General features: G+C 32.8%; 12 protein-coding genes. 11 read left to right on the forward strand and 1 reads right to left on the reverse strand.

All coding sequences use genetic code 11. The annotated features are described in order from the left end of the window. Window positions 1-61 precede the first annotated feature (61 nt). From OEW74_RS11185 to OEW74_RS11235, 11 genes are all read left to right on the forward strand, one after another. Window positions 62-721, forward strand: a complete 660-nt coding sequence (locus OEW74_RS11185) for a DUF937 domain-containing protein (RefSeq protein ID WP_265428573.1) — start codon at window positions 62-64, stop codon at window positions 719-721. A gap of 231 nt (window positions 722-952) precedes the next feature. Continuing rightward, window positions 953-3,133 (forward strand): S41 family peptidase, encoded by a 2,181-nt coding sequence (locus OEW74_RS11190; protein ID WP_265428574.1) that lies wholly within the window; start codon window positions 953-955, stop codon window positions 3,131-3,133. Between the two features lie 58 nt (window positions 3,134-3,191). Then, the gene (locus tag OEW74_RS11195; RefSeq protein ID WP_204532357.1) at window positions 3,192-3,626 is read left to right on the forward strand and encodes an ankyrin repeat domain-containing protein; all 435 of its coding nucleotides are present in this window, start codon (window positions 3,192-3,194) and stop codon (window positions 3,624-3,626) included. 143 nt (window positions 3,627-3,769) lie between these two features. Continuing rightward, on the forward strand, window positions 3,770-5,524 hold the full coding sequence (gene aspS / locus OEW74_RS11200) for an aspartate--tRNA ligase (protein WP_265428575.1): 1,755 nt from the start codon (window positions 3,770-3,772) through the stop codon (window positions 5,522-5,524). Window positions 5,525-5,559: 35 nt separating this feature from the next. Further along, a complete protein-coding gene (locus OEW74_RS11205) occupies window positions 5,560-6,090 on the forward strand; it encodes a hypothetical protein (RefSeq protein WP_265428576.1) in 531 nt (176 codons plus the stop codon). Window positions 6,091-6,093: 3 nt separating this feature from the next. Next, window positions 6,094-6,321: a hypothetical protein gene (locus tag OEW74_RS11210; protein WP_265428577.1), complete on the forward strand. Its 228-nt coding sequence runs from the start codon at window positions 6,094-6,096 to the stop codon at window positions 6,319-6,321. A 7-nt stretch (window positions 6,322-6,328) separates the two neighbouring features. Further along, the gene (locus OEW74_RS11215; RefSeq protein WP_265428578.1) at window positions 6,329-6,874 is read left to right on the forward strand and encodes a hypothetical protein; all 546 of its coding nucleotides are present in this window, start codon (window positions 6,329-6,331) and stop codon (window positions 6,872-6,874) included. A 67-nt stretch (window positions 6,875-6,941) separates the two neighbouring features. Then, window positions 6,942-7,727, forward strand: a complete 786-nt coding sequence (locus tag OEW74_RS11220; RefSeq protein WP_265428579.1) for a Ku protein — start codon at window positions 6,942-6,944, stop codon at window positions 7,725-7,727. A gap of 2 nt (window positions 7,728-7,729) precedes the next feature. Further along, on the forward strand, window positions 7,730-8,332 hold the full coding sequence (locus tag OEW74_RS11225; RefSeq protein WP_265428580.1) for a DNA polymerase ligase N-terminal domain-containing protein: 603 nt from the start codon (window positions 7,730-7,732) through the stop codon (window positions 8,330-8,332). 77 nt (window positions 8,333-8,409) lie between these two features. Next, the gene (gene ligD, locus OEW74_RS11230; protein WP_265428581.1) at window positions 8,410-10,299 is read left to right on the forward strand and encodes a DNA ligase D; all 1,890 of its coding nucleotides are present in this window, start codon (window positions 8,410-8,412) and stop codon (window positions 10,297-10,299) included. A gap of 24 nt (window positions 10,300-10,323) precedes the next feature. Beyond that, window positions 10,324-10,860 carry a hypothetical protein gene (locus OEW74_RS11235; RefSeq protein ID WP_265428582.1) on the forward strand — a complete coding sequence of 179 codons (537 nt, stop codon included), beginning with the start codon at window positions 10,324-10,326 and terminating at the stop codon, window positions 10,858-10,860. On the opposite strand, the gene OEW74_RS11240 is transcribed toward OEW74_RS11235, so the two are convergent. Further along, the gene (locus OEW74_RS11240) at window positions 10,861-11,586 is read right to left on the reverse strand and encodes an SDR family NAD(P)-dependent oxidoreductase (protein ID WP_265428583.1); all 726 of its coding nucleotides are present in this window, start codon (window positions 11,584-11,586) and stop codon (window positions 10,861-10,863) included. Between the last annotated feature and the right edge of the window lie 352 nt (window positions 11,587-11,938).

The raw sequence follows: 11,938 nt of genomic DNA on the forward strand, positions 1-11,938 counted from the left end.
AGACATTGTCAATATTTTTGATAACTTTGAGTTTATTAACACATAAAAAACAAACACAAAAATGAGTTTAATTGATTTACTTACAGGAAATACGGGAAATCAGGTTGCAGAAAAGGCTGAAAACAAATTCGGAATCAGTAAAAACCAAATCCTTGCACTTTTGGCGGTGGCAACACCTCTTGTAATTTCTTATCTGAGAAACAAATCTCAGGACAATAAAGAAGCTGAAGCATTAAATAATGCATTAGATAAAGATCACGACGGAAGTATTCTTGATGACACTTCACAGTTGGAAGCAAGACAAAGCGAGGGCGGATCAATCCTTTCTCACGTTTTCGGAAGCGAAAAAGGGAATGTTGAAAATCAATTGTCACAAAATACGGGAATTTCTATTAATAAAATCGGACCTATCTTGGCAATGCTTGCTCCGGTAATCATGGGTTATATCGGTAAAGAAAAACAACAAAATAATGTGGGAGCAGGAGGTCTTGGTGATCTTTTAGGAGGAATTTTAGGCGGTGCACAAACTCAGGCTCAACAGCAACCATCTAGCCCATTAAACGATATTCTCGGAAGTGTTTTAGGTGGCGGACAATCGCAGTCTTCTGGAAATCCTTTGAATGATATTTTAGGAAGCGTTCTTGGCGGAGGCGGACAACAAAAGCAGCAACAAGGCGGAGGTTTAGGAGATATTCTTGGCGGACTTTTTGGAGGAAAGTAATATCTTATAAATTATAAATATTGAAAAATACCGGAGTTTGTTCTTCGGTATTTTTTAGTATTGAGTTAAAAATTCCACTTCTAAATATGTAAAAAGATTAAGATTTCTTAAGGTTTTTATTTCTAAGATTCTGTTAAAATCAATAATCATTTTAACAAACTTTCTTAAAGTTAGCAGCAATCTCACTTTCAAACAAACCAACTCACTAATTTTAGAAAAATTTAATAATTCATGAAAAAATATTTAATTTCGACCTTATTGATACTGGGTTTAAATTCTTTTGCTCAACAAAAAATCGAAAATCTCAACTTTGAAAGTTTTGATAAAGAGCTTCCTTCTCTATGGACAACATTTGGTGACAGTACAGCAAAAATATCTGCAGACTCAAAAGAAAAACAAGAAGGCAAGACTTCGGCTTTATTTCATGCTACAGAAAATTCAGGATTTAAAGCATTGATGTACACACTTCCGGAAAATTATGCCGGGAAAAAAATTACGCTTTCCGGTTACATCAAAACAGAAAATATCACTGACGGTTTTGCAGGTCTTTGGCTAAGAATCGATCCTGAAATTGCTTTTGACAATATGAAAAAAGTAGATTTAAAAGGAACAAACGACTGGAAAAAATATGAGGTAACCCTAAATATGTCACCAGAAAATACTCAAAAAATAGTTTTTGGTGCTTTGCTTTCCGGAAAAGGCAAAATGTGGGTTGATAATCTAAAAATTTCTATCGATGGAAAAGATATTAAAAATGCAAAAGTTTTTCAGAAAAAGCTGACCAAAGTCAATTTAGACAAAGAATTTGATCTAGGCTCAAAAATTTCAAATATAAATCTTGAGAAAGAAAATCTGGATTATCTTACAAAACTTGGGCTAATTTGGGGGTATCTTAAATACTATCATCCAAGTGTAGCAGAAGGAAATTACAATTGGGATTATGAGCTTTTCAGAATATATGAAAAGACAAGAGGAGTTCCATCTAATCAGAGAGATGAAATTTTTGTAAAGTGGATTAAAAATTTAGGTAAATATCAAACAGAAAAAAAATCTGAGGCAGAAAATGTGAAATTTAAACCTGATTTGGATTGGATCACAAATTCAGGCTTCTCAAAAGAACTTTCTGATGAACTTTTAAAAATAAAAAATGCGAAAAGACCCAGAGGAAACTATTATGTAGAATTCTTTAGCAATGCCGGAAATCCTGATTTTAAAAATGAAAACCCTTATCTAAAGATGACATATCCTGATGAAGGTTTCCGTTTGCTTTCATTGTACAGATATTGGAACATGATTCAGTATTATTTCCCATATAAAAATCTTATTGAAGAAGACTGGAAAGATGTTTTAAAAGAATTTATCCCGAAATTTATCAATACAAAAGATGAAACCGAATACGCTTTGGTGTCTCTTGAAATAATCACAAGAATACGAGATACACATGCGGATATCATAAATTATAATAAAAGAATTCATCATTTTTTTGGAACAAGATATACAGCTCTTCAGTTAATTTTTGCAGAAAACAAGGCGGTCGTTAATGATTTTTACAATGAAGGTTTTGCCAAAGAAGCCGGAATTCAGAAAGGTGATGTTATCACAGAAATTAATGGTGTGAAAACAGAAGATTTTGTAAATAATTTACTCAAATATATTCCGGGTTCAAATTATACTACCCAATTGAGAGATGTAGCACCCAATCTAATGAGAAGCAACAATGAAACAATCAAAATAAAATTGACAAGAAATGGAAAGACTGAAGAAAAAACAATTAAAACATACACTGGTCCTGAGCTAAAATACACAAGAGAGAAAAAAGAATTTTTCAAAATGCTCGATAACAATTTTGCCTATTTATATATGGGAAGTGCAAATGCCGATGATCTTCCTGCAATTTTTGAAAAAATAAAAGACACTAAAGGTTTGATAATTGATCTCAGAAGCTATCCTTCAGATTTCCTAACATTCAAAATGGGGAAATTATTAAAACCCGAATCTACAGAGTTTGTTAAATTCACAAAAACAAAAAATGACCAACCAGGACTTTTTACTTTCACATCAAGTTTAGAGGTTCCGGGATCCGGAAAAAATTCTTATCAAGGAAAAATTGCTATTTTAATTAACGAAACTACACAAAGCAGTGCAGAATATCATACAATGGCCTTCCGAACTGCTCCCAATTCAAAAGTTTTTGGCTCGCAAACTGCTGGCGCAGATGGTAACGTTTCCGATTTCTTTCTTCCCGGAAATATTAAAACTATGATTAGTGGAATCGGAATTTATTATCCCGACGGACAAGAAACCCAAAGAATAGGAATTGTTCCTGATGTAGAAGTAAAGCCGACAATCGAGGGAATCAAAAACAACAAAGATGAAATTTTAGAAAAAGCAATGAAATGGATTAATAATTAGCAACATGTATCAAAAAAATTAATTAGCTTTGTATATTGTTTAGATAAAATTAAAATTTATGAGAAAAATAATTACTACTACTTTATTATTTGGAATCGCTATTTTTAGTAACGGATTATTTGCACAAGAACTTTCTGGTGATAAGATGAGAATTTTCCAGACAGATAAAATAGAAGATGTAAAAAAGGTCTTCAAGAAAGATGAGCTTACTAAATGTTTCGACATCAAAGAAGTACCTTACAACCTTTTATCTTTAAGCGCAAGATACGAAAGAGTAAACGTAATCAACTATTTGTTTACAAATAATGTAGATGTAAACAAATCTTGTAGCGACACTACTCCGCTAATGTATGCTGCAATGTATGGATACACAGATACGGTAAAACTTTTCTTGAAAAAAGGAGCAAAAAAAGAGGTAAAAGATCGTAACGGCAAAACAGCTAAAGATCATGCTTTAGAAAATAAACACCCGGAAACGGCTGCACTTCTTTAGAAAAATTGATAATATTATAGCTTAAAACTTCCTTCGGGGAGTTTTTTTGTTTTAAAAACTTTCAAAAACCTTATCTTTGCCAACGAAAAATTAGACACATTAACGTCTAATATCTAACGTCTAATATCTAACATCTAAAACAAATGTTTCGATCGCACACAAACGGAGAATTATCTCTTAAAAATCTTAATGAAGAAGTTACACTTTCAGGATGGGTACAAACCATTCGTGATAAAGGATTTATGATTTGGATAGATCTTCGAGATCGTTACGGAATTACCCAGTTGGTTTTCGACCAAGACCGTTCCACAGCAGAATTGATGGAAAATGCAAAAAAATTGGGACGTGAATTTGTGATTCAGGTTACAGGAAAAGTAATTGAAAGAGTAAGCAAAAACCCAAATATTCCAACAGGAGAAATTGAAATTTTAGTTGAAAAATTAGAAGTTCTTAATGAATCTCAGCTTCCGCCTTTCACGATTGAAGATGAAACGGACGGAGGTGAAGAATTAAGAATGAAATACCGTTATCTTGATATCAGAAGAAATCCTGTAAAAGATAAATTGATCTTCCGTCACAAAATGGCGCAAAAGGTTAGAAATTATCTTTCAGACGAAGGATTTATCGAGGTTGAAACTCCGGTTTTAATCAAATCTACTCCGGAAGGAGCGAGAGATTTCGTTGTACCGAGCAGAATGAATCCGGGACAGTTTTACGCATTGCCACAGTCTCCACAAACTTTCAAACAATTGTTGATGGTTGGTGGAATGGATAAATATTTCCAGATCGTTAAATGTTTCCGTGACGAGGATCTAAGAGCCGACAGGCAGCCGGAATTCACACAAATCGACTGTGAAATGGCTTTCGTAGAGCAGGAAGATGTAATGAATGTTTTTGAAGGAATGACCAAAACATTGATTAAAGATATTACCGGTAAGGAATTCGGGGCATTTCCAAGAATGACATTCGCAGATGCGATGCAGAAGTACGGAAACGACAAACCGGATATCCGTTTCGGAATGGAATTCGTGGAATTGAACGAATTAGTAAAAGGAAAAGATTTCAAAATATTTGATGATGCTGAATTGGTTGTCGGAATCAATGTTGAAGGATGTGCAGATTATACAAGAAAGCAAATCGACGAACTTGTTGATTGGGTGAAAAGACCACAAATCGGAGCTTCAGGAATGATTTGGGCTAAATTCCAGAATGACGGTGTAAAAACTTCTTCTGTAAATAAATTTTACAACGAGGAAGATTTAGCAAAAATCATCGAAAAATTCGGAGCAAAAGAAGGCGATTTAATGTTGATTCTTTCCGGAAACGAGCACAAAGTAAGAACTCAGCTTTCAGCATTAAGAATGGAGCTTGGAAATCGTTTAGGATTAAGAAAAGGAGACGTTTTCGCACCACTTTGGGTTGTTGACTTCCCATTATTGGAATTTGATGAAGAAAGCGGACGTTATCACGCAATGCACCACCCTTTCACCTCTCCAAAACCTGAAGATATTCATTTATTGGAAACAGACCCTGGAAAAGCAAGAGCCAACGCTTACGATATGGTATTGAACGGAAACGAAATTGGTGGAGGTTCTATCAGAATTTTTGATAAAGATCTTCAATCTAAAATGTTTGATCTTTTAGGATTCTCAAAAGAAGAAGCAGAAGCACAGTTCGGTTTCTTAATGAACGCCTTCAAATACGGAGCTCCGCCTCACGGAGGTTTAGCTTTCGGATTTGACCGTTTGGTAGCCATTCTTGACGGAAACGAAGTGATCAGAGATTATATCGCATTCCCTAAAAATAATTCTGGACGAGATGTGATGATCGATGCGCCTTCTTCGATTGCTGATGAACAACTCGATGAATTGGAATTGAAATTAAATTTAAAAGCATAAATTAGAAGCGGAGATTTTTTCTCCGCTTTTTTATTATGAATACATTCATCTCAATACTTTGTGCTCTTGGGTTTATTTCCGCAATAATCGGAATTGTTTTTTTAATTTTATTAATCATAAAAAAATCAACGTATTACCCTCCAAACAAACAAGAAGAATCTTCAGAAAAAAAAGATAGGTTAACATATATTTCATTAACCCTACTTACAGCCAGTACTTTTTGTTTTGTTGGAGCTAAGGCAATTATAAAAAAAGATTTTCACAATACTTTAAAGAACAATAAAATTATTTCTACAGAAATTAATGGAATATTTTTTAGTCAAGAAGATTTGAAAGATGCTTTTAATAACTTTCAAGGTACAGAAGGACGTTACAGATGTGATCATTTTACAGGATATATCAATTTAGAAAATAATGAAGGTATTCCTATTGAAGTAATTAGGCATTGTTATGAAAAAAATAGATATATAATTATTTCTAAAAAATACTATCTGGATGCAGACATTGGAGATATTGTAACTGATAAATTAGATTATATTCAAAAAGACACTATTAATCCTCAATAAATAATGACAAAAAAAGAATTTACTCAATTCATAGACAACCTCAGAGCTGACTTTATTGAAAATAAAGAACAATGGGAAAATAAAACTCTTGAAGATTATTTAGAAGCAGTCTGTCGTTATACAGAAGATATTGATGGATATTATAAAAACACAAATCAGGAAATAGATTTAGAAAAAGTAGACTGGCAAATTTTCGCAGATATCCTGAAAGGGAGTTCCCTTTATGAATAATTATAATATGATTGAACAAACTCTTACCTACAACACTCCAAATTCGGAACAAATTTTAAGAAAAATAAACCAATATGAGTTCAAAAGAATATGGAAAAATAATTTATTAAAGAATCAAAAAAGGCTTGTAAGCGGTATTTTTTTTCTTGCGATGGCTGCGTTTATGATTTTTTATTTTCCACCATTTGGTTATTTTCTTTTAGGAATTGGTTTAATATATATTATTAATTTCTTTGACTATTTTTTAATTTACAAAAAACATAAAAGGGAATTTGAAAATATTTTGATTAAGGAATGTAATGAGCTTAAAGAAAATTCGAAAGATGTTATTTGGAAATTTACTCCCACACATTTCTCTTTTAAAAATTACAAATCTGAATATAAATATATTTGGGATGAAATCACATATTGTATTTTAGAAAATCAATATTTACACATCACAGCTTCAAATTTTATGACTTTTATTTTAGATAAAGCTAATGTCGACAAGGATAATTTAGATAAAACAATTCAATATCTCGAAAAGAAATCAAAATTTAAAGAAATCCCATAAGTACCACAGTCACAAAATAACTTTCTCACGGCACAATCATTGCAAGTTTTTCTAAAAAAGTAAGACAATGAAAGCAATTTGGAACGGTGCCATTGGTTTTGGCTTAGTCAATATTCCTGTGAAGATTTATTCTGCGACAGAAACCAGCAAACTCGATCTTGATATGCTGGATAAATCTGACTTTTCTAATATAAAATTCAAAAGAGTTAACGAAAAAACAGGCAAGGAAGTAAAGTGGGCAAACATTGTAAAAGGGTATCTTATGGACGATAAATACGTTGTTCTGGAAGATGAAGATTACGAAGCTGCAAGTCCCGAGAAAACCAAAATTCTTTCTATTGAGCATTTCGTAAAAGAAGCTGAAGTAGATTCTGTTTATTTTGAAACTCCTTATTTTCTTGAGCCACAAAAAAACGGTGAAAATGCTTACAGACTTTTAATAAAAGCTTTGCAGCAAACTAAAATGGTCGGCATCGGAACGTTTGTTCTTCGCGACAGTGAAGCGATCGGTATGATTCGTCCTTATAATGATGAGGTTTTGGTTTTAAACCGATTAAGATTTGATCAGGAAATCAGAGATTACAAACAACTTAAAATTCCTGCCAAAAAAGCTCCCAAACCTGCCGAACTGAAAATGGCAAAAAATCTTATCGAGCAGCTTTCAGAGCCTTTTGATCCTAAATTTTACAAGAATACTTATTCTGCTGAACTGCTTAAAATTATTAAGAAAAAAGCAAAAGGTAAAACCGTAAAACTAAAAAAATCAGAACCTGCAAAACAAGGCAAAGTGATTGATTTAATGGCACAGTTAAAAGCCAGTTTACAAAGTCCAAAATCTAAAAATGCTTCGTGATTATGGTACTTAAAGATTATAATAATAAGAGAAAGTTCGATGAAACTACCGAACCCAAAGGAAAAACAAAAAAAAGCAAAGACCAACTTATTTTTGTGATTCAGAGACATGCTGCATCAAGACTTCATTATGATTTTCGTTTAGAAATGGAAGGCGTTCTGAAAAGCTGGGCCGTTCCGAAAGGACCATCACTAAATCCCGAAGACAAACGTTTGGCGATGATGGTTGAAGATCATCCTTACGATTATAAAGATTTTGAAGGAAATATTCCTGAAGGAAATTACGGAGCCGGACAAGTTGAAATCTGGGACAGCGGAACTTATGAACCTTTAGACGAAACCAGTAAACTTTCTGATGAAAAAGAATTGTTAAAAGAACTGAAAGCAGGTTCTTTAAAATTTATTCTTCACGGTAAAAAACTAAAAGGAGAATTTGCTTTGGTTAAAATGAAAAATGCCGAAAACAACGCCTGGCTTTTGATTAAACACAAAGATAAATTTGCTGAAGAAAAATATGATGCCGAAGAAAATACTGCCAAAAATTCACAGGTTACAAAATTTTTAGAGGAAAAAAAAAGCCTAAAAAGCGGCAAAAAGAAGTCATAACTTCTGAAACAAAACCAAAATTTCAACGGTTCAATTCTTTAGTTGATGAAAAAAAACTCGAAAAATTCATCAAACCTATGCTCGCAAAATCTTCTGACGAAGCTTTTGATCACGAAGACTGGATTTTTGAGATCAAATGGGACGGTTACCGGGCTGTAGCCGATCTTAGCAAAAAGGATCCGCTCTTCTATTCCCGAAACGGTATTTCATTTTTATCAAAATTCGACACTATTGCCGAAGATTTCAGTCAGCAAAAACACAAAATGATTCTTGATGGCGAAATTGTCGCTTACGATGAAAACGGAAAACCCAATTTTCAATTATTACAGCAAATTGGCGACAACCCAAATCTGGCTTTAACATATCAGGTTTTTGATCTGCTTTGGCTCAATGGTCATTCTACCGAAGAACTGCCTTTAATTCAAAGAAAAGAGCTTTTAAAAGATGCTTTAATTGAAACAGACCTGATCAAATTCTGTGATCATATTCCTGAAAAAGGAATTGCCTTTTTTAATCAGATGAAAAAAATGAAGCTGGAAGGAATGATTGCCAAGAAATCGGACAGCATTTATACCGAAAACAGCCGAAGCTCCGATTGGCTTAAAATAAAATTTACAAATACCGAAGAAGCAATAATTTGTGGTTTTACAGAACCCAAAGGTTCAAGACAAGGTTTTGGAGCTTTAATTTTAGGAAAATACATCGATGGAAAACTGATTTATTCAGGACATACCGGAACCGGATTTAATAATGATTTGTTGAATGAGCTTCATCAAAGACTGAAAAAATTAGTGATAAAAACATCACCTTTTGAAACGATTCCTAAAACAAATATGCCGGTAACATGGACGAAACCTGAATTGGTTTGCGAAATAAAATATTCTGAAATCACAAAAGACGGAATGTTCCGTCATCCTGTTTTTGTAGTAATCAGAGAAGATAAAGATGCGAAAGAAATCAGTAATTCAGTTAAAAAAGCTAATCAGAAAACTGCCAAATCTAAAAATATGACGACTAAAAAATCCACCGAAAAAACAGAAAGTGATCTTGAAAAAGACACTGAAATTATACTGAACCGTCATAAAATAAAGCTCACGAATCAGGATAAAATTTATTTTCCGAAAGATAAAATCAGCAAAGGCGATGTTGTAGAATATTATCAGTCCGTAGCCGAATATATTTTACCCCATCTGAAAAACCGTCCGCTTTCTTTAAACCGCTTTCCAAACGGAATTGATCATTCAGGGTTTTACCAAAAAGACACTGGAGATTCTTTTCCTGATTGGATCAAAACAACAAAAGTTCATTCAGAATCTACCAATAAATACATCGATTACGCTATTTGCAATGATAAAGCGACCTTAGCTTATCTGAACAATCTGGGGTGCATTGATTTTAATCCGTGGAACTCTTCGCTTCCTGATCTGGAACATCCTGATTATTTGGTTTTGGATCTTGATCCTTCGAAAAAAAATAGTTTTAACGATGTGATTGAGACAGCGCAACAGGTGAAAGAAGTTTTAGATTCAATTAAAATAAAAGGGTATTGTAAAACTTCAGGAAGTACAGGAATTCACATTTATATTCCAATGGGCGGAGCGTACGATTATGATCAGGTGAAAGATTTTGCCCACATTCTGATGAAGCAGGTGAATGAAAAACTTCCAAAAATCACAACATTAGAAAGAAGTTTACAAAAAAGAGACGACAAAAAAATCTATCTCGATTATCTTCAAAACCGACAGGGACAAACTTTAGCGAGTGTTTACAGCTTGAGACCAAAAGAAGGAGCGTCAGTTTCAATGCCGATTGAATGGGATGAACTAAAAAAAGGCTTGAAACCTACTGATTTTACTATTGAAAATGCTTTGGAAAGAATAAAGGAAAAAGGAGATTTGTTTAAACCTGTTTTAGGAAAGGGAATTGATATGATGAAGGCGCTGGAGTTGTTGCAGGATAGGGAGTAATCTTATACTTTTGCGTAAAAAAACATGCTGGAAAACTCTTTAAAAGTTTTAATAAATTTTAATGAAAAAATTACAAGGAGACAACTTGAAAAATATTATTACCATTCTTGGAAGAAAAAATTTCCATCGTTATTAAAAAATTTTCTTTTTATTGTTTTATTATTAATAATCATAGACAGTGTATTTAAAGGCGATAGAAGTAGAATTGATTTTTTTAAAATTCTCGGTTATTTTTTCCTAACTTGTATATTCATATCCTTAATTCTCTTCTATTTTAATAAAGCAAACTACATTTCTAAAGTCAACCAATATATTGATGGCATCAAAAAATTCAGCTACGTAACAGAGCTATATTTCGATGATACCTCATTTCATATTAAAAGTGAGCCGTATGATCTCAGAAGTATCTGGAAAAATGTTTCTTATGAGATTTTAAATGAAACTATTTATATTACGATTGAAATAGGTAGCCCATTTACTTTTATTATTGACAAAGATGAAACGAATCAGTATCAAGAGATTCTTGATTTTTTAAAATGTAAATCAAGATTAAAAAAATAATTATGGCAATTTTGCCACCAAGCTTTCCGGCAAGATTTTTAAAATAAAATAAATCAATTTCCATTTAAAATTGGGAACGATCGTAAAAGAATTTCCAGCATTAACGATATGCTTTGCAACATAATCAGGTTTCATAAGAAAACTTTTATTGAGGTCTAAACCGGCATTAATTTTTGTATTAATATATCCACTTACTAAAACATTAACTGTTATATTTCTCTTAACTAATTCCTGTCTTAAACCAGCCAAGTAAGTAGTGAAAGCGGCTTTTGTACTTCCGTAAACGAAATTGCTTTTTCGACCTCTCACTCCGGAAAGAGAAGATAGCCCGATGATTCTTTCTAAGTTTTTATTGCTTTCATCCATCGCAATAATGTTCAGAATAGAAACTGCGCCCATGTAATTGACCGTCATCATTTTTTGGGCTCCTTTGAAATCTCTTAATGCTTTTTCATTATCAACTAAAAATCCGGCTGCGTAAACGACAAGGTGTGGTTTTATTGGAACTTGATCATAGAATTTCTGATGTGAATCAAAATCTGCAGCATCAAAAGATAAAACCGAAACTTTTGAATTAATATTATTTTGCTGAATAAAAATTTTTAAAGAATTGGTATTTCTGGAAGCAGCAATTATAGAGAATCCTTTTGCAACATATTGTAAAATACATTGTTTGGCAACATCAGAATTGGCTCCGAGAATGAGAACGGTTTTGTTTTGATTCATTGAGCAAAGATATTTTATTTTAAATTTTAAACACAAATTCCACTAATATTTTCACGAATAAACACGACGATTAAACGGTTTGTCATTTCGACGAAGGAGAAGTATTTTAAAACTTTAACCGTTAGGTTTTCGTTAAGTGGTTAAGGTTATTAAGATAGATTCTTCACTCCGCTTTGCTGCGTTCTGAATGACAACGCACTTCCCAAAGTACATATTTCGTTTCGGCGGGGTGAGCAAAGCTCACCCCGCCGAAACGAAATATTTTAAATTATTATACGTTTATAAAGATATTTTCAAGATTTGTTTTTTTGTGCCTTTTCTTCCAATGAAATAAACAGAATCACCAGAAATA

It is taken from the genome of Chryseobacterium sp. YIM B08800, assembly GCF_026163565.1.
In the GTDB taxonomy this organism is placed as follows: Bacteria; Bacteroidota; Bacteroidia; order Flavobacteriales; family Weeksellaceae; genus Chryseobacterium.

Coding starts and splice junctions, on each gene's coding strand:
- OEW74_RS11240 (WP_265428583.1), bottom strand. CDS start 11,586: ATGAATCAAAACAAAACCGTTCTCATTCTCGGAGCCAATTCTGATGTT.
- OEW74_RS11205 (WP_265428576.1), top strand. CDS start 5,560: ATGAATACATTCATCTCAATACTTTGTGCTCTTGGGTTTATTTCCGCA.
- OEW74_RS11195 (WP_204532357.1), top strand. CDS start 3,192: ATGAGAAAAATAATTACTACTACTTTATTATTTGGAATCGCTATTTTT.
- OEW74_RS11210 (WP_265428577.1), top strand. CDS start 6,094: ATGACAAAAAAAGAATTTACTCAATTCATAGACAACCTCAGAGCTGAC.
- ligD (WP_265428581.1), top strand. CDS start 8,410: ATGCTCGCAAAATCTTCTGACGAAGCTTTTGATCACGAAGACTGGATT.
- OEW74_RS11225 (WP_265428580.1), top strand. CDS start 7,730: ATGGTACTTAAAGATTATAATAATAAGAGAAAGTTCGATGAAACTACC.
- OEW74_RS11185 (WP_265428573.1), top strand. CDS start 62: ATGAGTTTAATTGATTTACTTACAGGAAATACGGGAAATCAGGTTGCA.
- OEW74_RS11220 (WP_265428579.1), top strand. CDS start 6,942: ATGAAAGCAATTTGGAACGGTGCCATTGGTTTTGGCTTAGTCAATATT.
- OEW74_RS11190 (WP_265428574.1), top strand. CDS start 953: ATGAAAAAATATTTAATTTCGACCTTATTGATACTGGGTTTAAATTCT.
- OEW74_RS11215 (WP_265428578.1), top strand. CDS start 6,329: ATGATTGAACAAACTCTTACCTACAACACTCCAAATTCGGAACAAATT.
- OEW74_RS11235 (WP_265428582.1), top strand. CDS start 10,324: ATGCTGGAAAACTCTTTAAAAGTTTTAATAAATTTTAATGAAAAAATT.
- aspS (WP_265428575.1), top strand. CDS start 3,770: ATGTTTCGATCGCACACAAACGGAGAATTATCTCTTAAAAATCTTAAT.